We start from the raw sequence: 25,863 nt of genomic DNA on the forward strand, positions 1-25,863 counted from the left end.
CCGCGCCGGCCAGCCTAGGCAAAATGACATGCCACGTATTGGTTTTCAGCGACCGGGCGCAGCGCAGGACTCTCCCACGCGCAGCGTTCGGCAGCCTGCGGACACCGCGATAGAAAACGGCATCCCTGCGGCTGCTCCGCAACGCTTTGCAAATCGCCCTTGATGCTGGTCCCGAGCCTGCGCCTCGCCAGGTCGGTGCTCGGGACGGCTTCGATCAGGGCGCGGGTATAGGGGTGGCAGGGTTCGCGCCACAACACATGGACGTCTGCGCTTTCCACAACACGCCCGAGATACATCACCATCACTCGGTCGCAAAAATAGCGGACCACTGACAAGTCATGCGAAATGAACAGATATGACAAATTCAGCTCGCGCTTGACCCGCAGGAGCAGATTCAGGATTTGGGCCTGGATCGACACATCGAGCGCCGACACAGGCTCATCGCAAACAATCAGTTCGGGTCTGAGAACGAGGGCGCGCGCGATGGCGATCCGCTGGCGCTGCCCGCCGGAGAACTCATGCGGGCGGCGATCGAGAGCGCTTTCGGCCAGCCCTACGCGGACGATGATGTCGCGCGCCAGTTCGCGGCGCTCGCCGCGCGATGGAAATCCGTTGGCTTTCAGGGCGGTATCGAGCAGAGTCAGAATGGTCTGCCTGGGATTGAGCGAACCGCCGGGGTCCTGGAAAACCATCTGCAGACGCTTGCGATAAGGCCGCATTGCCTTGGCATTGAAACGGCTGATGTCTACGTCGTCCACCCGGATTTCCCCCTCGGAAGAAGGGACCAGGCGCAGCAGGCTGCGGCCCAGGGTGGTTTTCCCGCAGCCCGACTCGCCCACCAGGCCAACTGTTTCTCCCTTTTCGATGCGCAACGACACGCCATCGACCGTTCGCAGGATCTTGCCGCCCGAAGCGTACCGGACGTGAAGGTTGTCAACGCAAAGCAAAGGCATCGTGATTCCCATGAGTAACGGCGGATGAAGGCGATGAATTCTGATGCTTGCGCGGCTGCACGACAGGGCATGAAACGAGGTGGCCGGGAGAAATCAACTCCGGCAATGGCGGCGTCTTGCGGCATGAATCAAGCGCAAGCGCGCAACGAGGAGCAAACCGGCATCCGGACTCATCGACCGCCGAGGCAGCCACGCCCGGAATTTCATATAGCGGCGCATTGCGATAATGGCTGCCGGGCGCATCGGAGATCGTCGACTTCAGAAGGCCCCGCGTATACGGGTGGAAGGCCCCCGGCTTGTGGAACAGCTTGACAGCCGAAGCCTGCTCGACAATCTCGCCCGCGTACATGACGGCGACACGGTCGGCCCATTGCGCCACCACACTCAGGTCGTGTGTAATCAGAAGCACGGCCATCGACAATTCGCGCCGCAAGCGGTCGATCAGATCGAGCACCTGCGCCTGGATGGTGACATCGAGGGCCGTAGTGGGCTCATCGGCTATCAGCAGCCTGGGGTTGCCGGCCACGGCAATCGCTATCATCACCCTCTGGCGCATGCCGCCCGACAGATTGTGCGCATAGTCCTTGTAGCGGCGGTCCGGTTCAGCGATCCGCACCAGGTCGAGCAGTTCGGTTGCCCGCTGCCGCGCTTGCTTGCGAGACAAGGATTCATGCTGCCGCAATACCTCCGCGATCTGTTCGCCAATAGGCATGACCGGGTTCAGCGATGTCATGGGTTCCTGGAATATCATCGACAGCGCTTTACCGCGCAGCTTGCGCAAGGCGGCCTGGCCCGCCTGCAAAAGGTCGATATCGCCAAAAAACGCTTGCCCGGATTGAATGCGCGCGGCCTGCGGCAGCAATCGCATCAACGCCAGCGCGGTCGCCGATTTGCCGCTGCCCGACTCGCCGACCAGCGCCAGCGTTTCACCCGAACGCACGGAAAGGTCCAGGCCACGTACCGCAACGGTCTGGCCAAACGCGACGCGCAGCCCGCGGATTTCAAGCACGTTGTCGATATGCGTCATCATGTGCTTTGCCTTGGATTCAGCGCGTCGTTCAAGCCATCGCCCAGCAAATTCAAAGACAGGACCGCCAAGGAAACCGCCGCGCCGGGCAAGGCTGTCAGAAACCACTCGGTGCGCAGCATTTCTCGGCCGTCGGCGATCATCATTCCCCAGCTAACGATATTGGGGTCGCCCATGCCAAGAAAGGAGAGCCCGGATTCGATCAGGATGGCAGTCGCGACCATGACCGAGGCCGTCACGACGACCGGCGCCATCGCGTTGGGCAGGATCTCGCGGAAAATAATGCGTGTGTCCGAATAGCCCAGGCTGCGCGCCGCCATGACGAGGTCTGACTCGCGCAATGACCTGAATTGCGCCCGCACCAGGCGGGCAATGGTGGGCCACGAACCCAGCCCGATCGCCAGGGCGATGACGCCTATCGACGAACCCGCAATCGCGACGATCACGATCACGAGCAGCATGGTGGGCATCGTCTGGAAGATTACGGTAAGCCGGCTCAGCACATCGTCGATATAGCCCCCGAAATAGCCGCCCACCGCCCCAACCAGCAGGCCGATCAGCAATACGATGGCGGTTGAAGCCACACCCACGGCCAGGGACGCGCGCGCTCCATGCACCAGGCCCGCGAGGATGTCGCGCCCCATCGAATCCGTGCCGAGGGGAAAGGCGGCATCCTGCCCGGGCCACAGAAGCGCCGGGCCAACCATATCAAGCGGGTCGCCCGGGGCGAGCCAGTCCGCGGCCAGCGCCACAAAGACGAAAAAAACCAGCAGCGCCAGGCCGGCCACGGCATTCATGTTGCCGGCAAAGCCCCTGCCGCCGCCGCTGCGCCCGGCGCCGCTGATTTTCGGAATAGAGATGGCAGACACGATTAGCGGCCTTTGATACGGGGATCGATGAGCGCATGCAAGACATCTATCAATGCGTTGGCCGCTATCACAAGCAGGGAAGCCAGCAGCAGGATGCCCAGCAACACGTTGAAATCCCGGGCCATCACGGAATCCAGCGCCAAACGGCCCATGCCCGGCCATTCGAAAACGGTTTCTATGACAACGGCGCCGCCCAGCAGATGGCCGAAGTGCAGGCCTGCAAGGGTAGTGATGGGAATCAGCGCATTGCGCAGGATATGGACCAGTTGCACTCGCCATGCCGGCAGGCCTTTGGCGCGCGCAGTCCGCACGAAGTCCTGATGGCCCGCCTCGAGCATGGCGGCGCGAGTCAGGCGCGCATAGATGGCAACGTAGAATGTGGCGAGCGACACGGCCGGCAGGAGCAGGTGGCGCAGCCGGTCAAACAACAGGTCAAGGCCGGATAAAGATGCGCCTATGGTTTCCTTGCTACCGATGGGCAGCCAGCCCAGATGCACCGAAAAGAACACTATGGCCATCAACCCCACCCAAAAGCTCGGGGTGGAATACAGAAGCAGCGCAAACACCGAGAGCACCCGGTCCGGCCACTTCCCCGCAAATGCCGACATGACCGCGCCCAGGGCGACGCCGACGACGAACGCCAAGCCCAGCGCAGCCAGCATCAGGACCAGAGTATTGCCCAGCCTGGACATCACGAGCTCCATGACCGCCGCGTTGTAGCGCGGCGAGAAGCCCAGGTCGAAATGCGCCAGCTTGGTCAGATAGGAGAGCAACTGGGCAAGCATGGGCTGATCCAGCCCGAAACGCTGGCGCAGTAGCGCCATGGTGGCTTCCGTAGCCGAGCCGGACTCCGCCGCCATCACTTCGGCCGCGTCGCCGGGAACAAGCTGCAGGAACAGGAAGTTCAGAATGATGATGCCCAGCGCGGTAGGTATCGCCTGGAGCAAGGTCCAGGCCAGTCGTTGCCCCACGCGGACGGGCATCGCCATCATTGTTCCGCTTGCGCCAACGACGCCTCCGGCGCGACCCGGCCTACCCGCAGATTGTCCAGCACGAGGTAGCCCAGTTCGCTGACTGCGGCCCGGAATCCGTCCTCGACATAGGTAGTGGTTTCGTCTTCGACGATCAGCGCCGGCCCCACGACCTGCTGCGCTGGATTAAGCTCTTCACGTTCGTAGGCCGGCAGCGAGCGCCACTCGCCGGCTTGCGCATCGAATACGGAACGGGCATGGTGCGCAACGGCCGGCGCGCCGCCGGTGCGCAGCGTGTCGGGAGCAACCGCTATGTCCGCCACAGCCTCGACAGACACCGACCAGTTGACGGTCTCGATTGCAATATGCGGCAAGTGGCGGCCATATAGCTGGGCGTACCTGGTCTCAAAGCTGTCTTTCAGCGACCGGACCGTAGCCTGCGTGATCGGCGCAACCGGCAGGTCGATGGCTATCTCGTGGCCCTGCCCTGCGTAGCGCATGTAAACCAGCCGGCTCTGCTTGAGCGGCGCGCCTGCCGAGGCCCGCTCGACTATGCCTTGCGCCGTGGCGGAGAGTTCGTCCAGCAACCGTTGCACAGCGGGGATGTCGATATTGTCCAGCCGCTGGAGTAGGCTGCGCACCGTTTGATAAGCTACCGGCGCCCACAGGAACCCGAGGGCCGAACCTACGCCTGCGGAACGCGGAATAATCAGCCGGGCCACGCCCAGTTTTCGCGCCAGCCTGGCGGCATGCAGCGGCGCTGCGCCGCCAAAGGCAATCACGGTGTAGTCCTCAATCGACTTGCCCAATTCGGAGCCATGAACACGGGCGGCGTTTGCCATGTTTTCGGTGACGATCTCGACCACCGCCACGGCGCTGGACTCGATGCTCATGCCTGTTTGCGCGCCAAGCGACGACGACAGCGCGTCGCGCGCCAGCGTAACATCCAGTGCGACCTTACCAACCGCGAACCGTCCCGGATCCGTGACGCCGAGCGCCACATTGGCATCTGTCACGGTGGCCAGCCCGCCCCCGTTCCCATATGCCGCGGGGCCCGGATTCGACCCTGCACTGTCCGGCCCCACTTGAATGACCCCTAAATGATTGACGCGCGCGATGGAGCCCCCGCCCGCCCCGATCTCGACCATCTCAATGACCGGGATGCGGATGGGCAGCCCCGACCCTTTGAGATGGCGATGCACCCGTCCGAACTCAAAGCTGCGGTTTATCTGGGGCAGGTAGTCGTCGATGAAGCAGATCTTTGCCGTGGTACCGCCCATGTCGAACGATAATGCACGCCGCGCGCCGGATTGTGCCGCGACCCGCTGCGCCAGCACCGCGCCGCCCGCCGGCCCGGACTCGACAAGCCTGACGGGTTCGGCAATACCGTTGTCCAACGTTGTTATGGCACCGCCTGAAGTCATCAGGAATGGCTCGGCGCGCAACCCAAGCCGGGCCACCTGCCCGGTCAACCGCTTCAAATACCCCGCGATCAAAGGCTGCACATAGGCATTGGCGCAAATCGTGGACAAACGCTCGTACTCGCGGATTTCCGGACAGACATCGGATGCCAGAGAAATCCACAGGTCCGGCAATTGTTCGCGCAGCAATTCGCGCGTGCGGCGCTCATGCCGAGAGTTCGCATAGCCATGCAGGTAGCAGACCGCCACGCTTTCAATACCCTCTTGCTTGAACCTGGATGCCAGGGATTGCACCTGCGCCTCATCCAGATCCGTCAATACCTGGCCGGCGGCATTCACACGTTCTTTCACCCCGAACCGCAGGTGACGGGGCACCAGCGGTTCGGCTTTATCAAGGAAAATATCGTATTGCGCAAATCGGTCTTCGAGCCCTATTTCGACGAGATCGCCAAAACCGGCTGTCGTGATCAATGCCGTGCGTGCGCCCTTGCGCTCGATCAGCGCGTTGGTAGCCAATGTCGTGCCTAGAATCAACAGGTCGACGTCGCCCCATTCAAGCTGCGCCTGGCCCAGGATCTCGCCGATGCCCAGCACCACGCCGGCTTCAGGCGCGCTAGACGTAGTCAGCACCTTGCCCGTGTGCTTGCGTGCCCCCTGGAGCAGGACAATATCCGTGAACGTCCCGCCGACATCCACTGCGAGACGCACGCGATGGTTTGTACCTTTTGGGCCTGCTGCAGGCAGTTCGTTGCGCATGATGCTTTTTCCCGATCGGCTCCCCGGCACGGTCTTGGCGCGCTGAGGACAAACAGGAATGGTAGGCACTCGCCGCGCCGGTTCAAACGAATGTTTCCAACTTTGGATATCTGATTATTGACAAGAAGCGCTGCGCTGGCCGGATAGCAGGCCTGAAGCGATCGATTTCCTGTTTTTCACTCATGACAGGCACGAGGGCAAGATCGCGCGCCATCGGGGCGGCGCGCCGCCCCCAGGCTAAACCCTCTCGATCAGGTGGTACTCCTGGTCGTCTCCGGTGCGGCAGCGCCCGTCCAGCGACCATCGGTGCCATTCGCTTGCCACGGCCCGCTGGTCGTGGATCAGCACATAACCCACACAGTTGATCTCGGCCGACTCAAGCGGCGGGGCCAGTTCGGTAACAAAAGCGAGCTTGCCGCCTCGGGTTGTGTATATGCCGACTCCAGTGACAATTTGCTCGGGGTTCAATTGGATACCTTCCTTTCCTCAAGCCAGGGAGTTAAGTCGACGGGGCCAGCTTCTGACCGAAAATTGCCCGCATGTGGCATGCGTGGCGCATAGGGTCGATGCTGATAAAAACGCGAGGCGCCGTCAATGGGCCGTTTAGCTCGGCCGCCCGGCGGCCAGCGGCGCGGGGCGGACCATCATGGATGGGATGCCGGGACTTATCCCCACAATCTGTGCATAAGCCTGGGGGAAACCCTGGGGCTTGCCGCGCAGCGGCAGCAAAGGCGGGGCTGCGGGTTCTTTGATCAGGCACGGGCCACGGCCGGAGTCAGCCTGGCTCGCGCAAGCCGTCGCGCTCTTTATCGATATGCTGTCTTGCCTGCGCCAACGCTTCGGCGCATGCCGTCTCGAAATCAAAATACACCGCAATTTCGGTGTCTACCCTGGTCCACTTGCGTCGCGAAGAGCCGGGGCCGTGGGGCGTCCTGCGGATATTCGCCAGGAAGAGGCCATCCGATTCTTTTTCGGTGACTTCAATCCAATTGCCGTTGTACTCATATTCTCGACGGATGGTCATACGCTTCCTTGTGGTTCCGGGACAGCCATCGTACCCGATTTCCCCCGGAATCCAGCGCGCACTGGCGCCCTGGGCACCAAACTTGCTGCCGCCCCTGCGAATAGTACAGGCGGCCTAGTCCATCAGGGGGTGGCGCCTGCGCATTCGACCCACTAACCGAGAGGAAGCGTTATGGACAAAGATCGAATCAAAGGCGCCGGCAAGGAAGTCAAAGGCGCCGTCAAGGAAACCGCCGGGAAAGTCACCGGTAATCGCGACACGCAAGCCGCAGGAAAGGTGGAAAAGACCAGCGGAACCGTGCAGCGCAAGATAGGCGAAGCGAAAGACGCGGTGCGCGACGCCGTAAAAAAATAGCCCCGGCAGCCGCAAGGCTGGCTTGCAGCCCTCCTCGCGGAGGGCTTTTTTTCTGGCGGCTCATCCATGCTATAAAAACGCCAATAAGCCATCCATCCCTATAATTCAAATATAAAACAAATAGCAATGACCCCAGCAATGGCACTATGATTTCCTATGGCCTGGTACTGGCGCTTGGACTGATTGCCGGCGCCATCAGCGGCGTTATCGGCACCGGCTCGTCCATCATCCTGCTGCCGGTCCTCGCCATCACATTCGGCCCCAAGCAGGCGGTGCCCATAATGGCCATCGCCGCCATCCTGGGAAACATCTCCCGAGTGCTGGTGTGGTTCAGGGAGATAGACTGGCGGGCCGTGCTGGCCTACTCCGCCACCGGAGTCCCCGCCGCGGCGCTTGGCGCGCGAACCTTGATAAGCCTGCCGAACGCTGTCATCGATCTCATCCTGGGCGGCTTCTTCCTGCTCATGATCCCTGCGCGCCGCGCCCTCGCGCGGCGCGAATATACGCTGACCCTTGGCCAGCTTGCGCTCATCGGGCTGTTTGTCGGCTTCCTGACCGGGCTGGTGATCTCGACAGGCCCGCTCAGCGTTCCCGCCTTCCTGGCCTATGGGCTTACGGGCGGCGCATTCATAGCGACAGAGGCCGCGAGCGCATTCATGCTATATGTGAGCAAAACCGCGACATTCCAGTCCCTGGGCGCGCTGCCCGGCACCGTGATCCTGAATGGGGCCATCGTCGGATTGAGCCTGGCGGCAGGCACCTTCATCAGCAAGGTCTATGTAAAACGGCTGAGCGGCACGGATTTCAGGCGCCTGATGGACCTTGCCCTGCTTGCGTCAGGATCGGCCTTGATCTGGTCGGCCGCGCGTCAGTTCTGAAGAACTGCCTAAGCCGCGGATTTCTGTTCCTCGGAAACCCTTTTGCGCGACGCCAGCAACTTGCCCGTCCCGATCACAAGCACCGCGCCGATGATTTCGGCAGCCAGCTTGGCCGACGGACTCGGTACGCCCAACAGCTCGACCGCGAACACATCGGTGACCAGCATGCCGCCGGCTATCCAGCCCAGCAGGCCGGCGCCGAACGTAACGACCAAGGGAAAGCGGTCGATAAGCTTCAGCACCAGCGTGCTGCCCCAGATGATGATGGGGACGCTGACGAGCAGGCCGAAGATCACGTAATACAGTTGGTGATCGAGATGGGCGTTTTGCGCGGCGCCGGCAATGGCAATGACATTGTCCAGGCTCATGGCCAGGTCGGCCAGCAGAATGGTCCGGACGGCGCTCCAGATGGAGCTTGCGCTCTTGATGCTGCCATGGGAGTCCTCTTGCGGAACGAGGAGCTTGATGCCGATCCAGAGCAGCAGCAGGCTGCCCGCGGCTTTGAGAAATGGAATGTCGAGCAGCGCAAGCGCAAAAGCGATCAGCAGAACCCGCAAGACGACAGCCCCCGCCGTGCCCCATAAAATCCCCTGCATGCGCCGGCCCGGCGGAAGATTGCGACAGGCCAGCGCAATGACCACGGCATTGTCGCCCCCCAGCAGGATATCGATAAGGATGATCTGCAATACGGCGCCCCAGTGGAGCGTCTCGACAAACTCTAACATTTGCATTTTCCAATTAAGTCAGGCCTTTCGGCGCCGCCTGACAGAACGATGCGCAGTAAAAGTCCTTGGAAGTCGAGAGAAAAACTTTTTCTATTCTACATTCAGTTTCGCGTCAGCTGCCGAATACATCCATAAGCACTAGGGTTATAAGGCCCTGCGCCGGCACGTCGCCGCCGCATAAGCGGCCATGGATCACAGCCGCGCCACGATGTCGTTGTCATGAGTCCCGTCGTCCGCATAGGCGCCTGTGGCGAACCACCGGCCCCATACATTGACGATTTGGGCGCTCGTCCCGGTGACGATATAGCCGGTGCAGGGCTTTTCAAGGGCGTCCCCGCCCTCTTCCACGCTGGTGATGAACACCAGCCGCCCGGCGCGCGATACGTAGATGCCTGGGCCGCCCACAAAGTTGATCCGATCGAGCATAAGCCAATCCCCCTGCGGAGCGACTGGCTGGAGCGACTGCGCTTCCGCGTTGAGCTGGGTTCATTTTGCTTGTAAACGCGGCGCGCGCCACGGCTCAATAGTCAAGGACTGTAAAATCGCGGCTTCAAATCGTCAAGCATTGCAAAATCGCGCCTTGCGGCTCTTGCGGATTCACGCAAGCTTGACGCCTGACACGAACGGAACGCTGCCCGTCCAATTCCCCGTTATCCCCGAAACTGTCAGCGTCGACCAGCCCATCCGCATCCGTGCCGGCGCCTGGACCGCATGACTAGCGAAAAAGGCGAAGACTATTCCGGATGAAAATCTTCAAGCGCTATTTCACCGGCGCGATTGGCTTCATCTTCAGTTGCATATGCCTGTTTCGAGCGCTGAATCCGCGGCATGGTGCCAACGGCAGAGTCGATAGCGGTGATTTCCCCTATTCGATTATCCGAACGGATTCCACTTCGATTTCGGGCGGCCGCTTCGAGCTGGTATCGACTTCCCCGGTAAGCTCCACCTTCGTTTTTTCGTTCACGGACTGCCCTGCGAAATGCTTGGTTTTTATCTCCGCGACAATCTCGGCGGTGCCGTCCGAAAAAATGAATTTATCATGCGCGGTTTGCCGCAACAGATGCCCCTGGACCTGTACATCCTGGTCATCCACTGGATTTTTGAGGATTTCAGCGACAGTCGTCCGGCCAATTTCCGAGGGCCCCGAGTATTGCGCATAAGCGGGCAAGGCAAAAACACCTGCCGCCACGGCGCAAGTTATCAGATGTCGTGCTTTTACATGTATAGGCATGCCGTCTCCAAAAACTAGTGCGTGAGAAGCAACCATAGCAGCAAACGCCTGCAATGTACGTTACAGAGGATGGCTGGTGTCGATGAGTGTGCTTTCGGGGTCTGGCATGAACATCCGGCGCTGGACGAACGTAACCGGCACCCCAAAATAAAAAGGCCGAACCCAATGCTTAAAAGGGCTCGACCAGTTATTCAATCGCCCTGTCTGCTCACCAATTTTGGCGAGCGGAGCGATCAAACCACTTGAATCATGGTCGCTTGGGGGCCTTTTTGCCCGGCTGTCGATACATACGACACGCGCTGGTTTTCTTCGAGGCTTTTATGACCATCGCCTTGGATGTCGCTGTAGTGTGCGAAATGATCCTTGCCGCCGGCTTCAGGCGAGATGAAGCCGAATCCCTTGTCATTGTTGAACCATTTCACGATGCCAAATTCTGTTTTCAATATAAATCCTAAGTAAAAGGGAGAAATAACCCCGCAATAATTATGGGGGTCAAGGTTCCACGATACCAGAACAGTTGCCAAGCAATACTCCTAGGACCTGAAGGCATGCCACTGTCTGCGGCACCGCCAAACAGCACGGCCTTGATCAATGCTCAATGCGCACGTATTCGCTTAAAAAGGAAAAGGCCGCCCGAGAGGCGGCCTTGACTTACTGATTTCACGGGTAATTCTGGTGGGCTGTGGGCGGCTCGAACGCCCGACCTACGGATTAAGAGTCCGCTGCTCTACCAACTGAGCTAACAGCCCGTGTCCTGCGAAGAAAAAGATTCTACCTCGAAAAACGGCGGTGCGCCACGCAAACGCCAAAAAAAACTGAAAAAACGCCGCCGGCCGCGCAATGAAGAGCAGCCAGGCGCAGCGCTCAGAGGCTATTTCTTTTTGCGATAAGAGTCGTGGCAGGATTTACAGCTCTTGCCCACTTCGCCGAACGCGACCCTGAAGGCATCGAAATCGCCGGCATCGGCCGCCACGGTCAGCTTGCCCAGTTCGGCCTGGAATTTATCCTGGGCCTGCTTGAAGCCGTCCGGATCGCTCCAGACCTCGGCCCTGGCTTCGCCGCCCTGCGTGCCCTGCCCATACGCCGCCCAGGGCAAGGCGGCCAGAATGTTGAGCAGCCCTATGTTTTCTTTGATCTTGTCCTTGTCGTAGGGCGCCTCTTTCTTGGCTACCGGGGCCATGCGGCCGAAATGGGAGCCCATCAGGGTCATGACCGATTCGCGATATTTGACGGCGTCTTGCGCCTTGGCGAATTGAGCCATGGAAGGCGTCGCAACCAGGGCCATCAAGCCGGCAAGCGCAAACAAGCCCAGTTTCGTTTTCATAAAAGCTCCTTGATTCAAAACAGCAAATAAAAAGGACATGAAGAAAAGCGAAGACAGTATTCGATTGCTGGCCGGAAGCCGGCCAGCGCGGCAATGAGCAGCAAGGCCTTTGAACAAGGCCTTTGCGGCATCTCCCTAGATTTTCCTGGCCAGGTCCGCGGCCAGGCCTATATAGGTGCGCGGCGTCAAGGCCAGCAGGCGGGCCTTGGGCTCGGCCGGCAGGTCCAGGCCGTTGATGAATTCGGTCAGGCCCACCTGGTTGATGCCTTTGCCGCGGGTAAGGGCCTTGAGCTGCTCATAGGGCTGCGGCAGGCCATAACGGCGCATTACCGTCTGGACGGGCTCGGCCAGCACTTCCCAGCATGCGTCGATATCGTCGTCGATCGCCGCGGCATTCAGTTCCAGCTTTTGCAGGCCCCGCAGGCAGGCATCGTAGGCCACGGCGCAATAGCCGAAAGCCACGCCCAGGTTGCGCAGCACGGTGGAGTCGGTCAGGTCGCGCTGCCAGCGCGAGATCGGCAGTTTCTCGGACAAATGGCGCAGCACCGCATTGGCCAGCCCCAGATTGCCTTCGGAATTTTCGAAGTCTATGGGGTTGACCTTGTGCGGCATGGTCGACGAGCCGACTTCGCCCTCTTTCAGGCGCTGCTTGAAGTAGCCCAGGGCGACATAGCCCCAGATGTCGCGGTCGAGGTCCAGAATGATGGTGTTGGCGCGGCCCACGGCGTCGAACAGGGCCGCCATCCAGTCGTGCGGCTCGATCTGTATGGAATAGGGATTCTGCGTCAGGCCCAGCCCGCCCAGCACGCCGGCGCTGAAGGCGGGCCAGTCGATCTCGGGATAGGCCGACATGTGCGCGTTGTAATTGCCGGTGGCGCCATTGAGCTTGGCCAGCGGTTCGACAGCCTCGATGGCGGCGATGGCGCGCTCGAGCCGGGCGGCGACGTTGGCGAATTCTTTGCCCAGCGTGGTGGGGCTGGCGGGCTGGCCGTGGGTGCGCGACAGCATGGGCTGGTCGGCGAACTGGCGGGCCAGGGTCTTCAAGTGCTGGCACAGTTCGGCCAGCTTGGGCACGATGAATTGCGCGCGGGCCCGCGTCAGCATCAGGGCGTGCGAGGTGTTGTTGATGTCTTCCGAAGTGCAGGCGAAGTGTATGAACTCCGCGGCGGCGGCCAGTTCGGCATTGTCGGCGACGCGCTCTTTCAGCCAGTACTCCACGGCCTTGACGTCGTGATTGGTGACTTTCTCGATTGCCTTGATGCGCGCGGCGTCCTCTTCCGAGAACTCATCCACCAGCTGCTTCAACGCGGCCCTGGACGATGCCGAGAAAGGCCGCAGTTCCGGCAGCCCGGCTTCGGACAGCCCCAGCAGCCATGCCACTTCGACTTCGACCCGATGCGCCATGAATGCCGCTTCGGACAAGGTTGCGCGTAGCGGCTGCCCTTTTGCGGCATAGCGGCCGTCGAGGGGGGACAGGGCGTTCAAATGGCTTAATTGCGGGGCGATTAACATGGCGGTTCACGTAAAGGAAAATTAGCTCGAATTCTAACATCCGCGGCCCGGCGGTCCCCGGCCAGCTGAAGCGCAACTGAACGAATTCGGGATGCCATCATATTGAATCCGTCAAGCCTCTTGAGCGGAATGCGCATATAAACGACACATTCCGCGCGGGACGGCGGCCGTACCGGTTTTGTCCGCGCGTGGCGGCAAATAAGCGGCGGTATCCTGCTATACTTTTTTTGCCTGAAACTCATAAACTTTGCCATGAAACTTATTGGTTCGCTAACTAGCCCTTACGTCCGCAAAGTGCGCGTCGTTATGGCCGAGAAAAAACTCGATTACGAATTTGTACTCGAAAATGTGTGGGCCGACGATACACAAATACAAAGCCACAATCCCTTAGGCAAAGTGCCCTGTCTGATCATGGATGACCACGGCAGCCTGTTCGATTCCCGCGTCATCGTGGAATACCTCGATACCCTTTCGCCGGTAGGCCGGCTCATTCCCCAGCAAGGCCGCGACCGGGCCGCCACCAAATGCTGGGAAGCCATAGCCGATGGCCTGCTCGACGCCGCTCTGGCCATCAATATCGAAATCAATCGCCGCCCCGCCGAACTGCGCAGCCAGGCGTGGATAGATCGCCAATACGGCAAGATTTCGGCCGCGCTCGACTCCATGGACAAAAGCCTGGATGACCAGCCTTTTTGCATGGGCGTCAATTTCAGCCTGGCCGATGTCGCCGTGGGCTGCGCCCTGGGTTATCTCGATTTGCGTTTCGACCACGTGAACTGGCGCTCGCAGTACGCCAACCTCCAGCGTCTGGACGAAAAGCTGCAAAGCCGCCCTTCGTTCAGCGCCACGCTCCCGCCCAAAAGCTGAAAGCCCTCATCCCGAAAACGCCTGGTAGGCCTCGAACAGCATGTACGCGGCCAGGGCGAACAGCAGGCAGGCGAACACCCGCTTCAAGGTAGCCACCGGCAGGCGATGCGCGCAGCGCGCGCCGAACGGGGCCGTCAGCACGCTCATGGCCGACAGCACGATCAAGGCCGGCCAATATATATAGCCGAGCATGCCGTCCTGGCCGGCCACTTCGTGAAAGCCCGAATAGATATAGCCCGCGCTATTGGCCACCGCGATGAAAAAGCCCAAGGCGGCCGACGTGGCCACGGCTTTATGCACCGACACATTGCTGCGCGTCATGAAGGGAACCGACAGGAAACCGCCGCCGGCGCCCAGCAGGCCCGATGCGAATCCGATTCCCGCGCCGACGCTCGCCGTCGCGGCCTTGCCCGGCATGGTCCTGCCGGCCACCGGCGGCTTGCCGCTAAGCATTTTCACCCCCGAATAGGCGACAAACAGGCCGAATATCACCGCCAGCCACGCCCCGCTCAGGTAGGAAAACACCGCTCCGCCCGAGACCAGGCCGCCGACCACCATGCCGGGCGCCATGACGGCCACGATGTCCCAGCGTATGGCGCTTTTGGCGTGATGCGCGCGCATGCTGGAAATGGAGGTGAAAATGATCGTCGTCATGGACGTGGCGATCGCCGCGTGCACCACCAGCGGATCCGGCACCCCGTACAGGGGAAACAGCATGGTCAGAAATGGCACGAGTATCATCCCGCCCCCGATTCCAAGCAGGCCGGCTGCAAAACCGACCGCGGCGCCCAGACACGCCAGGCTGACAATAAAAACCGGATCCATAAAGACCTTGAAAAGAGAGGTAAAGGGAATGCAAGACAAGCAGGCCGTAGGGTAACACCAGGCGTCCCTACACGATTATGCCGCCGCCCAGGCAGACATCGCCCGAATACAGCACGGCCGACTGCCCCGGCGTGACCGCCCACTGATCCTGCTCGAACGACAGGGAAAAGCGGCCCGACCCGGCCTCTTGCAGCGTGCACGCCGAGTCGGCCTGGCGGTAGCGGGTCTTGGCGGCGTAGGCGCCGGGCGGCGGCGCGTGGCCCGACACCCAGCTGGCGTCCTGGGCTTGAAGGTCCCGCGCCAGCAGCCATGGGTGCTCATGGCCTTGCACCACATAAAGCGTATTGCGGGCGATGTCCTTGCGCGCGGTGTACCAGGCGTCGGCCGTGCCGTCGTCGCGCTGCCGCCCTTTTATGCCGCCTATGCCCAGGCCTTTGCGCTGGCCCAAAGTGTAGAAGGACAGGCCCTGGTGCTCGCCCACCACCACGCCTTCCGGCGTCTTGATGGGGCCGGGCTGGGTCGGCAGATAGCGGTTCAGGAATTCGCGGAAAGGCCGCTCGCCGATGAAGCAGATGCCCGTCGAGTCCTTCTTGGCCGCATTGGGCAGTTGCAGCGCCTGCGCCATGCGCCGCACTTCGGTCTTGGGTATTTCGCCCAGCGGGAACAGCGTCCGGGCCAGTTGTTCCTGGTTCAGGCGGTGCAGGAAATAGCTTTGGTCCTTGGTGAGGTCCAGGGCCTTGAGCAACTGGCGCCGTTCGCCGGCTCCGGCGCCCACCGTGCGCACGCGGGCATAGTGGCCGGTGGCGATGTGCTCGGCGCCCAGCGACATCGCATGATCGAGAAAGGCCTTGAACTTGATCTCGGCATTGCACAACACGTCGGGATTGGGAGTGCGCCCGGCCGAATACTCGCGCAGGAAATCGGCGAATACGCGGTCCTTGTATTCCGCCGCGAAATTCACCGCCTCGATATCGACGCCTATCAGGTCGGCGACGCTGGCCGCGTCCAGCCAGTCTTGCCGGGTCGAGCAGTATTCCGAGTCGTCGTCGTCTTCCCAGTTTTTCATGAACAGGCCCACGACTTCGTAGCCCTGCTCTTTCAACAGCCATGCGGTCACCGAGGAATCGACGCCCCCCGACATGCCCACCACGACGCGCCCTTTTGATGCGGATATTTTAGCCATGCGGGTATTTTAGACGGTTCCGCCGCTCACGAAAGGGAATCGCCCGGCTGCGCGCCCAGCGCCTGATCGACAATTTCTATCCAGTGCCGCACCGGCGTGGCCGTGCCGCTTTGCAGATGGGTAATGCAGCCGATATTGGACGAGACTATGCATTCGGGCTGCGCCGCCGCTATGGCGCCGAGCTTGCGGTCGCGCAATGATTTGGCGAGTTCCGGCTGCGTAATGGAATAGGTTCCCGCGGAACCGCAGCATAAATGCGATTCGGCAAACGGCTGCAGCCTGAATCCCAGGTCCAGCAGCATGCGCTCGCTGACGCCGCGCAGGCCCTGCCAATGCTGCAAGGTGCAAGGGGGATGAAAGGCCGCCGGGGCGGGCGGGGTTTTCATCAGCGCCTTGAGCTGCGCCGCATGGGGCGCGACGATTTCCGCCACGTCGCGCACTTTATCGACCAGCCGCAGCGCCTTGGCGACATAATCGCGGTCGTGGCGCAGATGATGCGCATACTCCTTGACCATGGCGCCGCAGCCCGACGCATTCATGATGATGGCCTCGACCTGCCCGCTGTCGATGAGGGGCAGCCAGGCATCGATGTTGGCGCGCATTTGCTGCAGGGCCGCTTCCTGGGCGTCGAGGTGGAAATTGATGGCCCCGCAGCATCCCGCGTCGGGCGCCACCCGGGTGCCTATGCCCAGCGCGTCCAGCACGCGTATGGTCGCCGCGTCGATGGTGGGCATCATGGCGGGCTGCACGCAGCCGGCCAATATCAGCACCTGGCGCGGATGCCTCGCGCCGTTGGCCGGCAAGGCGCCGACCACGCGGGCGGGAGGAATCTTGTTCTTCAGGACGCCGGGCAGCGCGGGGCGCAGCAGCCGGCCCAGCTTCATGGCCGGACCGAACAGCGGCGAATTCAGCAGGCGCCGCAGCAGCGTCCGGGTAAGCCGCTGCAACCAGGGGCGCTGGACCCTCTGGTCGACCAGATTGCGCCCTATATCGACCAGGGCGCCGTATTCGACGCCCGACGGACAGGTGGTCTCGCAATTGCGGCAGGTAAGGCAGCGGTCCAGGTGCTCCTGGGTGGCCTGGGTGGGCTCGACGCCTTCCAGCACCTGCTTCATCAGGTAAATGCGCCCGCGCGGGCTGTCGCGCTCGTCGCCGAGGATTTGATAGGTGGGACAGGTGGCCAGGCAAAACCCGCAATGCACACAGCGGCGCAGGATTTCGTCGGCATCCTGGCCCTGATCGGTATCACGCGCCCATGGTGCCAGATTTGTTTGCATGATGTCGTCTCAGAAGTCCGGGAACAAGCGTTTGGGGTTGAAAATGCCGACGGGATCGAGTTCCTGCTTCAGGCGCAGGCTGATGTTCTTGACCGCCGGCGGCAGGGGGTGGAACACAGGCAGGTCCGCCGGCTTGGAGTCATAGCGATACAGGGCCGCATGGCCGCCCAGCCCGGACACGGCGCTGCGCAGCTCGGGCCCCGATTCCACCCCCGCCAGCCAGCGCAAGCCGCCATTCCATTCGATCAGGGCGCAGCCCGCGCCGAACGCCGGGGTCTGTGGCGGCAGCGCCACGCGCCACAAGGGCCGCGCCTGGAACACGGGATGCGTCTGGTCGCGCAGGCTGTCCCAGAAAGCCCGCGCCTCGGGCGGCCCCAGCGCCTGGCCGCCCAGCCTTGCCGTGGCGTTCTCCACCGCCGGCTCGCTGCCCGACAGACGCACATGCAGCAGCCCCGCGGCAGCGCCGCGGCCGGCGCACCATGCGGTGGCCGAGATGGGCAGGGGCTGCCCCCGCCACAGGGTGAAAAGGCCCAGCGCCCCCGCCTCGTCCGCCTCGAACACCAGGGTCCTTTCCTGGAAGGGCTTGGGGGCCACCTTGATGGAGACCTCCGTGAGCGCGCCGAAAATGCCCATGGAACCGGCCAGCAGGCGCGACACATCGTAGCCGGCCACGTTCTTCATGACCTCGCCGCCGAAGGACAGCACGCTTCCGGACGAATCGAGCAGCTTGGCGCCCAGGATGAAATCGCGCACGCTGCCGGCCGCCATGCGCCGCGGCCCCGACAGCCCGCTTGCGATGCAGCCGCCTATGGTCGATGCCGGGCCGAAGCGGGGCGGCTCAAAGGCCAGCATCTGGTTCTGCTCGTCCAGGGTTTTTTCAATGTCGCTCAGCAAGGTGCCGGCGCGGGCCGTGATCACCAGTTCGGATGGCTGGTAATTGACCACGCCATGGTAGCCCGACAGGTTGAGCATCGCGATATCGCTGAGCGTATCGCGGTCGCCGGGTTCGCCATAAAAGCTTTTGGTGCCGCCGCCCCGTATGCACACAGGGCGCTCGCCGGCGCGGGCTGTCATCACTTGCTGGCAGATCTCGGATAATGCGAATTCCATGGGCGGCTCTTAGAAGCGGGGCAAATCGGAAAAGCGGAGTTCACCGCTGTGAACGTGCATTTTGCCGTATTCGGCGCAACGCGCCAGGGTGGGAATGACTTTTTCCGGATTCAACAGGCCATAGGGGTCGAAGCCCCTTTTCAAGGACACGAAAAAGTCGAGCTCCTCGCGCGTGAACTGGACGCACATCTGATTTATTTTCTCGATGCCCACCCCGTGTTCGCCGGTGACCGTGCCGCCCACCTCGACGCACAGCTCCAGTATGGCGGCGCCGAATTTCTCGGCGCGTTCGACCTCGTTGGGGACGTTGGAATCGAACATGATCAGGGGGTGGAGATTGCCGTCGCCCGCGTGGAACACATTGGCGCAACGCAAGCCGTATTCGTCCTCCATTTGTTCGATCGCGCCCAGGACGCGCCCGAGATGGCGGCGCGGTATCGTTCCGTCCATGCAGTAGTAGTCGGGCGAAACGCGGCCCGCTGCGGGAAACGCATTCTTGCGGCCGGCCCAGAACAACAGGCGCTCGGCCTCGGAACGGGACACCTGCAGGCGCGTCGCGCCGGCAAGCCGGAAGACGTCCTCCATGCGGGCGATTTCGTCGGCGACTTCTTCGGCGGTGCCATCGGATTCGCACAGCAGGATGGCGGCGGCGTCGAGGTCGTAGCCCGCCTTGACGAAGGGCTCGACCATATGCACGGCGCGCTTGTCCATCATTTCGAGGCCGGCCGGAATGATGCCGCCCGCGATGATATTGGTGACCGCCAGGCTGGCGGCCTCGACGCTGGCGAAACTTGCCATGACGACCTGGGCGCACGCCGGCTTGGGAATCAGCCTGACGGTCACTTCAGTGACGACGCCCAGCATGCCTTCCGAACCGATGAACGCGGCCAGCAAATCCAGGCCCGGGCTGTCGGGCGCTTCGGAGCCCAGCTCCAGGATTTCGCCGTCTATGGTGATCACGCGCACGCGCAAGACGTTGTGTATGGTCAGCCCGTACTTCAGGCAATGCACGCCGCCGGAGTTTTCGGCGATATTGCCGCCGATCGAACAGGCGATCTGGCTGGAGGGGTCCGGCGCGTAGTACAAGCCATAGGGGGAGGCGGCTTCGGAAATCGCCAGGTTGCGCACGCCCGGCTCGACGATCGCCGTAGCCGCTTCCAGGTCGATCTTTTTTATGCGATTGAGTTTCGCCAGCCCCAGCAAAATGCCCTGCGCATGCGGCATGGCGCCGCCCGACAAGCCCGTGCCGGCGCCGCGCGCCACGATGGGAATATTGAATGCCTTGCAGGCCTGCAGCACGGCGATGACCTGCGCCTCGGTTTCAGGCAACACCACGACCGGAGGCAGGCAGCGATACAAGGACAGGCCGTCGCATTCGTAGGGGCGGGTATCCTCGACCTTGGACAGAATGCAGTGCTCCGGAATGGCCGGCCGCAGCCGCGCCAGCAGCCCTGCGAAATCCGGCGCCGACACCGGCGCCGGACTTATCGTGGAATGGTTCATTGTCTCTCTTTATTATATTTTCACGCCGCCTGGCGGCGTCCGGCTTTCAAGGCAGGGGAATGATTTTCCCCGGGTTCAGGATATTGTGCGGATCAAAAGCCTTCTTCAGGCTGGCCATCAGGTCCAGCGCGTCGCGGCCGTGCTCGGCCAGCATGAATTCCATTTTGTGCAGGCCCACGCCATGTTCCCCGGTGCAGGTGCCGTCCATCTGAATGGCGCGCTCGACCAGCCTGTGGTTCAGCGCCTCGGACTCTTCCCATTCCTGCGGGTTGTCGGGGTCCAGCAGCATCAGCACGTGGAAATTGCCGTCGCCGACATGGCCCACGATGGTGTAGGGAAAGCTGGCCTGGTCCAGTTCGGCGGCGGTCTGGGACACGCATTCGGCCAGCCGTGAAATGGGCACGCACACGTCGGTGGTGCTGGAGCGGCAGCCCGGGCGCAACTGCAGGCCGGCGAAATAGGCGTTATGGCGCGCCGTCCACAGTCGGCTGCGATCCTCCGGCTGCTCGGCCCATTCGAAGTCCATGCCGCCGTTGTCGCGCGTGATGCCCTGCACGATCTCGGCCTGCTCTTTCACGCCCGCCGGGCTGCCATGGAATTCGAACAGCAGCAAAGGCGATTCCTTCAGGCTCAATTTGCTGTAGGCATTGGTGGCCTTTACGGCGGCGCTGTCCATGAATTCGACGCGGGCCACCGGCACCCCCATCTGGATGACCTCGATCACGCTTTGCACCGCGGCATCGAGGGTGCCGAAGTTGCAGATGGCCGCCGAAATGGCTTCGGGCTGGGGGTACAGGCGTATGGTGACTTCGGTAATGATGCCCAGCGTGCCTTCGCTGCCCACGAAAATACGGGTCAGGTCGTAGCCGGCCGCGGATTTGCGGGCGCGGTTGGCGGTTTCGATGACGCGCCCATCGGCGGTCACGACCTTCAGCGACATGACGTTCTCGCGCATGGTGCCGTAACGCACGGCATTGGTGCCCGACGCCCGGGTGGCCGCCATGCCGCCCAGGCTGGCGTCAGCGCCGGGATCGATGGGAAAGAACAGGCCGGTATTGCGGATTTCTTCGTTGAGCTGCTTGCGGGTCACCCCCGCCTGCACCGTGGCGGTGAAGTCCTCGGCGTGGACCGACACCAGCTTGTTCATGCCCGACAGATCCAGGCTGATGCCGCCCTGGATGGCCAGCAAGTGCCCTTCCAGCGACGAGCCGACGCCATAAGGGATCAGGGCCACCTTGTGCTGGTGGCAATGCCGCGCGACCCAGGCGACATCGTCCGTGCTCAGCGCGAACACCACGCCGTCGGGCAGCATGGGCGGATATGGCGATTCATCGCGGCCATGATGCTCGCAAACCGCAAGGGCCGTCGAGAATCGGTCGCCGAAGCGTTGCTTGAGCGCGTCGAGAAAACCAGCCGGAATCGCGCGGCGCAGATTCTGGGCGAGAGCGGGGGCATTCATGCAATAACTCCTTATACCGGGTCGGTATGTTGACCGCTACGATACTACGACTTTTACGCCTGGCTGCCGATCAGGGCATTTGCCGATTGCGCGAGCAGCTGGCGGCGGTTTTTCACGGCCTGCGACAGGCGCTCGAGCACCTTGACCGAGGCTTCCCAATCGATGCAGCCGTCGGTGATGCTCTGCCCGTAAACCAGCGGCTGTCCGGGAACCAGGTCCTGGCGGCCGCCGACCAGGTGGCTTTCCACCATGACGCCGAAGATGCGCTCGTCGCCGGCTTCCATTTGGGCTGCGACATCGTCGATCACCAGCGGCTGGTTGCGGTAATCCTTATTGCTGTTGGCATGGCTGGCGTCTATCATCAGGCGCGGCCGCAGGCCCGCCTTGCTGAGGGTCTGGCAGGCGGACTCGACGTTTTCGGCATCGTAGTTGGGCGCCTTGCCGCCGCGCAGAATGGCGTGGCAGTCATTGTTGCCGACGGTCGAAACGATGGCGGAATGGCCGCCCTTGGTGACGGAAAGGAAATGATGGGGCTGCGAAGCCGCCTTGATGGCGTCGATGGCGATCTTGACATTGCCGTCCGTGCCGTTCTTGAAGCCGACCGGGCAGGACAGCCCCGAGGCCAATTCCCTGTGCACCTGGCTTTCCGTCGTGCGCGCGCCGATGGCGCCCCAGGAAACCAGGTCGGCAATGTACTGGGGGGTGATCATGTCCAGGAATTCACAGCCCGCGGGCATGCCCAGTTCATTGACGTCTATCAATAATTCGCGCGCCGTGCGCAAGCCCTGGTTGATATTGAAGCTGCCATCCAGGCCGGGATCATTGATCAGCCCTTTCCAGCCCACCGTCGTGCGCGGCTTCTCGAAGTAGACGCGCATAATGATTTCGAGTTCGCCCTTGAAGCGCTCGCGCTGCCCCAGCAGGCGCTGGGCGTATTCCAGCGCGCCCGCCGTGTTGTGGATGGAACAAGGCCCGATCACCACCGCGAGGCGGTCGTCCGAACCATGCAAAATATTGTGCAGCGCCTGGCGGGCGCCATAAACCGTTGCCGAGATGCCGGTGGTGCAGGGAAACTCGCGCATGACGTGAGCCGGCGGGCTGAGTTCCTTGATTTCCCGGATACGTAAATCATCAGTATTGTGCGACACAGCTTGACTCCAGAGTAATTTCAGCTTGGCAGGCGGTACAAAAAAAGCCGCCTAGCGTCGCTGGCGGCTTTTTGGGAATTTGGTTCTTTTTTACTGCGTACAACGCTTCCCTTCCTCCACCGGCGGCTTTGGAAAAATAAAAAAATAAAAGGAAGCGAAGAAAGGTACGCGAGACATGGACCAATCCTAGCACAGAGTTCTTATCCTGCCAATAAGAAATTGCCCAGAATGTTGCGGCACAGCATCCCATCTGTCGCGCCATATCGATTTGAGTTGAAATGATTTTATAGTGTATGATTTTTGCAGATATCTTTCGTAAGCGAGTCCTCGTCATACCTCATCTTCAGAAAAGGACATGCACATGAACAAAATCCATAGCACCGCCCTGGGCGCCCTCGCAGCGGCCATGGTCCTGGGCCTGGCCAGCCAGGCCGGCGCGGCCAGCCTCAAGGAAATCAAGGATCGCGGCCACATACGCGTCGCCGTCGCCAATGAAATTCCCTATGGCTACACGGACCTCGACGGCCAGGTCAAAGGCATAGGGCCGGATGTCGCCAGGCATGTGATGGAGCAGCTGGGCATCCCCGAGATCAAATGGGTGACCACCAATTTCGGCTCGCTGATTCCCGGCCTGAGGGCGGATCGCTTCGACATGGTGGCGGCCGAAATGGCCATACTGCCGCAGCGCTGCAAAGAAGTGCTGTTTTCTGAACCCAATAGCTCATACGGCGAAGGGCTGCTGGTGGCCAAGGGCAACCCGGACAATCTCCACAGTTTCGAAGCCTTTGCCAAATCCGACAAGAAAATCGCCATCATGGCGGGCGCCGACCAGCTGGAAATGCTCCAGGCCCTGGGCGTGCCGGCCGACCGGATGGTGACCATCGCGACCAATGCGGACGCCATCTCGACCGTATCGACCGGCCGCGCCGCCGCCTATGCCGCAACCAGCCCCACAGTGGGCCAGCTGGCCAGCAAGACCGGCAAGGTGGAGGCCGCGCAGGACTTCACCGACCCGGTCATCGGTGGCCAGCCGGTGCGCAGCTGGGGCGCCTTCACGTTCACGCCGGAGTCCAAGGAATTGCGCGACGCCGTCAGCGCCGAATTGGCAAAGTACAAGAAAACCGAGGGCTGGGAAAAAACCATGGCCCAATACGGCTTCAGCCCGGAGGACGCCAAGGCATCCTTCAGCAAAACCAGCGCGCAGCTTTGCGCTGAATGAGCGGTAAAGCCCTCTCCCACGAAACAGGACCATAGCGCCGATGGAATGGATCAGTTACAGCAAACCGCTGCTGGAGGGCGCCTGGGTAACGATACAGCTGACCCTGTATTCCACCCTGCTCGGGGCGTTTTTCGCTTTCGCATTCGGCATAGGAAAATTGTCCGGCAACTGGCTGGCGAAAGCGATCTCGGTCTTCTTCATTGAAGTGTTCCGCGGCACGTCTCTGCTGGTCCAGCTGTTCTGGCTGTATTTCGCCCTGCCGGTCGTGGGCCAGGCCATAGGCGTCGACCTGCGCCTGCCGCCCGTGGTTGCCGGCACCCTGGCGCTGGCGCTGAATATCGGCGCCTACGGGGCCGAGGTGGTGCGCGGGGCCATCCAGGCCGTGCCGCGTTCGCAGCACGAGGCCGCGAAGTCGCTGGACTTCACCCCCAGGCAGGTGCTGTGGCGCATCGCCCTGCCGCAAGCCATTCCCGAGATGATGCCCAGCTTCGGCAACCTTGCCGTGCAAAACCTCAAGGATACGGCGCTGGTTTCCTTGATCAGCCTGGGAGACCTCGCCTTTCGCGCCGAACAGATCCGCAATTTCACGCAAGACAGCACCACGGTCTATACCCTGCTGCTGTTCATGTACTTTGGCATGGCCCTGGTCCTGACCGCCATCATGAAGCTGCTGGAGCGCTCCATCGGGCGCTGGCGCGCGGGGAGGGCCTGAGCATGCTATTCGGCATAGAGTGGGACACCACCAGCAACTGGCTGTTCGCCAGTTCCATCCTGCCCATTTTGCTGCGCGGCCTGGTGACCACCATCCAGGCGACCGTCGTGGGCTTCGCGGTCGCCGCCGTGCTGGGCCTGCTGCTGGCCGCGCTCAAATCGGCCCGGCTGCGGATCATTTCCTGGCCCGCCCGGCTGATCACCGAATTCCTGCGCGATACGCCGCTGCTGATCCAGCTGTTTTTCCTGTACTACGTGCTGCCGGACTATGGCATCGTGCTGCCGGCCTTCCTGACGGGCGCCCTGGCCCTGGGCGTGCAATACAGCGCCTATATGTCCGAGGTGTACCGGGCGGGCATCGAGTCCATCGCGCGCGGCCAGACCGAGGCGGCCCGCGCCCTGGACCTGTCGGCGCTGCGCACTTTCTTCATCATCATCGTGCCCCAGGCGATTCCGCGCATCATCCCGGCCCTGGGAAACTATCTGGTCTCGATCATGAAGGACGTGCCCGTGCTCTCGGTGGTGTCGGTCCTGGAAATGCTCAGCGTGGCCAAGATCATCGGCGACCGGACCTTCAATTACCTGATTCCGCTCTCTATGGTGGGCGGACTGTACCTGGTGCTCACCCTGTTCGCCTCGGCGGCCATACGGTACCTCGACACCCGCCTGCCCAAGCAAGGATTGCCCCTGAGATGAATGAACCCATCATCAAATTCGACAAGGTCGTCAAGCGTTTTGGCGATGTCACCGTCCTGGACGCCCTCGATTTCGAGGTCGGCAAAGGCGAGAAAGTCACCATCATCGGTCCGTCCGGCTCCGGAAAATCGACCGTGCTGCGCATCCTGATGACGCTGGAGACCATCAACGAGGGCGTCATACACGTGGCGGGCAAGCCGCTATGGCACCAGTACAAGGATGACGCGCTGGTGCCGGCGAGCCAGGAACATCTGCGCGAGATGCGCAAGGAAATGGGGATGGTGTTCCAGCAGTTCAATCTCTTTCCGCACATGACGGTGCGCCGCAATGTCACGGAAGCGCCCATCCATGTGCTGGGCTTGTCCAAGGAAAAGGCCAACCAGCGCGCGGAAGAATACCTGGAGCTCGTCGGGCTATCGGACCAGGCCGACAAATTCCCCAGCAAGCTGTCGGGCGGCCAGCAGCAGCGCGTGGCCATTGCCCGGGCGCTGGCCATGCGGCCCAATATCATGCTGTTCGACGAGCCCACATCCGCGCTCGACCCGGAATTGGTGGGCGAAGTGCTGACGGTGATCCAGCGTCTGGCCCAGGAGCACGACCTGACCATGCTGCTCGTCACGCACGAAATGCAGTTCGCCAAGCAGATCTCGGACAGGGTGTGTTTTTTCGACAAGGGGCGGATAGTCGAGGAAGGCCCGCCGGAACAGGTCTTTACCGAACCGCGCGAGGAACGCACCCAGGAATTCCTGAAGGCTTTCCTCAACCCGGCCTGAGCGGGCGCATGGCCGCCGGATGCGGGGCCGGCGGCCCCCGCGCTGCG

28 protein-coding genes and 1 tRNA gene are annotated in these 25,863 nt (G+C 61.9%); 7 read left to right on the forward strand and 22 right to left on the reverse strand.

Annotated elements, in window-relative coordinates; genetic code table 11:
* Positions 1-14 precede the first annotated feature (14 nt).
* The 7 genes from BUB23_RS02770 to BUB23_RS02800 form a co-directional block, all read right to left on the reverse strand.
* A complete protein-coding gene (locus BUB23_RS02770) occupies positions 15-953 on the reverse strand; it encodes an ABC transporter ATP-binding protein (protein WP_073101516.1) in 939 nt (312 codons plus the stop codon).
* Positions 934-1,983 carry an ABC transporter ATP-binding protein gene (locus BUB23_RS02775; protein WP_425439514.1) on the reverse strand — a complete coding sequence of 350 codons (1,050 nt, stop codon included), beginning with the start codon at positions 1,981-1,983 and terminating at the stop codon, positions 934-936. The genes BUB23_RS02770 and BUB23_RS02775 overlap by 20 nt, the downstream gene beginning before the upstream one ends.
* Complete coding sequence (locus tag BUB23_RS02780; protein WP_073101517.1) at positions 1,980-2,849, reverse strand: ABC transporter permease; 870 nt, start codon at positions 2,847-2,849, stop codon at positions 1,980-1,982. Before BUB23_RS02780 ends, BUB23_RS02775 begins: the two co-directional genes overlap by 4 nt.
* Before the next feature lie 2 nt (positions 2,850-2,851).
* Positions 2,852-3,838, reverse strand: coding sequence for an ABC transporter permease (locus BUB23_RS02785; protein WP_073101518.1), 987 nt, complete (start codon positions 3,836-3,838; stop codon positions 2,852-2,854).
* Positions 3,838-5,949: a hydantoinase/oxoprolinase family protein gene (locus BUB23_RS02790; RefSeq protein ID WP_245801138.1), complete on the reverse strand. Its 2,112-nt coding sequence runs from the start codon at positions 5,947-5,949 to the stop codon at positions 3,838-3,840. The genes BUB23_RS02785 and BUB23_RS02790 overlap by 1 nt, the downstream gene beginning before the upstream one ends.
* A gap of 285 nt (positions 5,950-6,234) precedes the next feature.
* Positions 6,235-6,465, reverse strand: a complete 231-nt coding sequence (locus tag BUB23_RS02795; protein ID WP_073101520.1) for a hypothetical protein — start codon at positions 6,463-6,465, stop codon at positions 6,235-6,237.
* Positions 6,466-6,772: 307 nt separating this feature from the next.
* A complete protein-coding gene (locus BUB23_RS02800; RefSeq protein ID WP_073101521.1) occupies positions 6,773-7,021 on the reverse strand; it encodes a hypothetical protein in 249 nt (82 codons plus the stop codon).
* A 171-nt stretch (positions 7,022-7,192) separates the two neighbouring features.
* Between BUB23_RS02800 and BUB23_RS02805 the strand changes: the two genes are divergently transcribed.
* Together BUB23_RS02805 and BUB23_RS02810 are read left to right on the forward strand one after the other, a co-directional pair.
* A complete protein-coding gene (locus BUB23_RS02805; RefSeq protein WP_073101522.1) occupies positions 7,193-7,375 on the forward strand; it encodes a CsbD family protein in 183 nt (60 codons plus the stop codon).
* A gap of 146 nt (positions 7,376-7,521) precedes the next feature.
* Positions 7,522-8,253: a sulfite exporter TauE/SafE family protein gene (locus BUB23_RS02810; protein WP_218598830.1), complete on the forward strand. Its 732-nt coding sequence runs from the start codon at positions 7,522-7,524 to the stop codon at positions 8,251-8,253.
* Positions 8,254-8,261: 8 nt separating this feature from the next.
* On the opposite strand, the gene BUB23_RS02815 is transcribed toward BUB23_RS02810, so the two are convergent.
* From BUB23_RS02815 to purB, 7 genes are all read right to left on the reverse strand, one after another.
* Entirely contained in the window at positions 8,262-8,978 is a 717-nt protein-coding gene (locus BUB23_RS02815; protein WP_073101523.1) for a TerC family protein, read from the reverse strand.
* A gap of 192 nt (positions 8,979-9,170) precedes the next feature.
* Entirely contained in the window at positions 9,171-9,404 is a 234-nt protein-coding gene (locus tag BUB23_RS02820) for a hypothetical protein (RefSeq protein WP_073101524.1), read from the reverse strand.
* Positions 9,405-9,843: 439 nt separating this feature from the next.
* Positions 9,844-10,209, reverse strand: coding sequence for a YgiW/YdeI family stress tolerance OB fold protein (locus tag BUB23_RS02825; RefSeq protein WP_073101525.1), 366 nt, complete (start codon positions 10,207-10,209; stop codon positions 9,844-9,846).
* Positions 10,210-10,442: 233 nt separating this feature from the next.
* Positions 10,443-10,652, reverse strand: a complete 210-nt coding sequence (locus BUB23_RS02830) for a cold-shock protein (RefSeq protein ID WP_073101526.1) — start codon at positions 10,650-10,652, stop codon at positions 10,443-10,445.
* A 230-nt stretch (positions 10,653-10,882) separates the two neighbouring features.
* Positions 10,883-10,958 (reverse strand) — tRNA-Lys (locus BUB23_RS02835).
* 122 nt (positions 10,959-11,080) lie between these two features.
* Positions 11,081-11,533: a c-type cytochrome gene (locus tag BUB23_RS02840; RefSeq protein ID WP_073101527.1), complete on the reverse strand. Its 453-nt coding sequence runs from the start codon at positions 11,531-11,533 to the stop codon at positions 11,081-11,083.
* 135 nt (positions 11,534-11,668) lie between these two features.
* Entirely contained in the window at positions 11,669-13,045 is a 1,377-nt protein-coding gene (purB, locus tag BUB23_RS02845) for an adenylosuccinate lyase (RefSeq protein WP_073101528.1), read from the reverse strand.
* Positions 13,046-13,297: 252 nt separating this feature from the next.
* On the opposite strand from purB, the gene BUB23_RS02850 reads away from it, so the two are divergent.
* On the forward strand, positions 13,298-13,912 hold the full coding sequence (locus BUB23_RS02850; RefSeq protein WP_073101529.1) for a glutathione S-transferase N-terminal domain-containing protein: 615 nt from the start codon (positions 13,298-13,300) through the stop codon (positions 13,910-13,912).
* Between the two features lie 6 nt (positions 13,913-13,918).
* Here BUB23_RS02850 and BUB23_RS02855 read toward each other — a convergent pair whose 3' ends face one another.
* From BUB23_RS02855 to BUB23_RS26600, 8 genes are all read right to left on the reverse strand, one after another.
* Complete coding sequence (locus BUB23_RS02855) at positions 13,919-14,737, reverse strand: sulfite exporter TauE/SafE family protein (protein ID WP_073101530.1); 819 nt, start codon at positions 14,735-14,737, stop codon at positions 13,919-13,921.
* 67 nt (positions 14,738-14,804) lie between these two features.
* Positions 14,805-15,920, reverse strand: a complete 1,116-nt coding sequence (gene mnmA / locus BUB23_RS02860; RefSeq protein WP_073101531.1) for a tRNA 2-thiouridine(34) synthase MnmA — start codon at positions 15,918-15,920, stop codon at positions 14,805-14,807.
* A 26-nt stretch (positions 15,921-15,946) separates the two neighbouring features.
* A complete protein-coding gene (gene glcF, locus BUB23_RS02865; RefSeq protein WP_073101532.1) occupies positions 15,947-17,197 on the reverse strand; it encodes a glycolate oxidase subunit GlcF in 1,251 nt (416 codons plus the stop codon).
* Positions 17,198-17,206: 9 nt separating this feature from the next.
* Positions 17,207-18,307, reverse strand: a complete 1,101-nt coding sequence (glcE, locus tag BUB23_RS02870) for a glycolate oxidase subunit GlcE (protein ID WP_073101533.1) — start codon at positions 18,305-18,307, stop codon at positions 17,207-17,209.
* 9 nt (positions 18,308-18,316) lie between these two features.
* Complete coding sequence (locus tag BUB23_RS02875) at positions 18,317-19,810, reverse strand: FAD-linked oxidase C-terminal domain-containing protein (RefSeq protein WP_073101534.1); 1,494 nt, start codon at positions 19,808-19,810, stop codon at positions 18,317-18,319.
* A 46-nt stretch (positions 19,811-19,856) separates the two neighbouring features.
* Positions 19,857-21,269 (reverse strand): FAD-binding oxidoreductase, encoded by a 1,413-nt coding sequence (locus BUB23_RS02880; RefSeq protein WP_073101535.1) that lies wholly within the window; start codon positions 21,267-21,269, stop codon positions 19,857-19,859.
* A gap of 53 nt (positions 21,270-21,322) precedes the next feature.
* A complete protein-coding gene (gene aroG, locus BUB23_RS02885) occupies positions 21,323-22,417 on the reverse strand; it encodes a 3-deoxy-7-phosphoheptulonate synthase AroG (RefSeq protein ID WP_073101536.1) in 1,095 nt (364 codons plus the stop codon).
* Entirely contained in the window at positions 22,401-22,751 is a 351-nt protein-coding gene (locus tag BUB23_RS26600; protein WP_143160850.1) for a hypothetical protein, read from the reverse strand. The genes aroG and BUB23_RS26600 overlap by 17 nt, the downstream gene beginning before the upstream one ends.
* Before the next feature lie 27 nt (positions 22,752-22,778).
* Between BUB23_RS26600 and ehuB the strand changes: the two genes are divergently transcribed.
* Genes ehuB through ehuA form a run of 4 tightly spaced genes read left to right on the forward strand, consistent with a single transcriptional unit; the run spans position 22,779 to position 25,816 of the window.
* On the forward strand, positions 22,779-23,636 hold the full coding sequence (gene ehuB / locus BUB23_RS02890) for an ectoine/hydroxyectoine ABC transporter substrate-binding protein EhuB (protein WP_073101660.1): 858 nt from the start codon (positions 22,779-22,781) through the stop codon (positions 23,634-23,636).
* A gap of 40 nt (positions 23,637-23,676) precedes the next feature.
* Positions 23,677-24,348, forward strand: coding sequence for an ectoine/hydroxyectoine ABC transporter permease subunit EhuC (gene ehuC / locus BUB23_RS02895; RefSeq protein ID WP_073101537.1), 672 nt, complete (start codon positions 23,677-23,679; stop codon positions 24,346-24,348).
* A 2-nt stretch (positions 24,349-24,350) separates the two neighbouring features.
* Complete coding sequence (gene ehuD / locus BUB23_RS02900; RefSeq protein ID WP_073101538.1) at positions 24,351-25,043, forward strand: ectoine/hydroxyectoine ABC transporter permease subunit EhuD; 693 nt, start codon at positions 24,351-24,353, stop codon at positions 25,041-25,043.
* Positions 25,040-25,816: an ectoine/hydroxyectoine ABC transporter ATP-binding protein EhuA gene (ehuA, locus tag BUB23_RS02905; protein ID WP_073101539.1), complete on the forward strand. Its 777-nt coding sequence runs from the start codon at positions 25,040-25,042 to the stop codon at positions 25,814-25,816. The genes ehuD and ehuA overlap by 4 nt, the downstream gene beginning before the upstream one ends.
* Positions 25,817-25,863 lie beyond the last annotated feature (47 nt).

Source organism: Pollutimonas bauzanensis, assembly GCF_900129885.1.
GTDB lineage: Bacteria > Pseudomonadota > Gammaproteobacteria > Burkholderiales > Burkholderiaceae_B > Pollutimonas > Pollutimonas bauzanensis.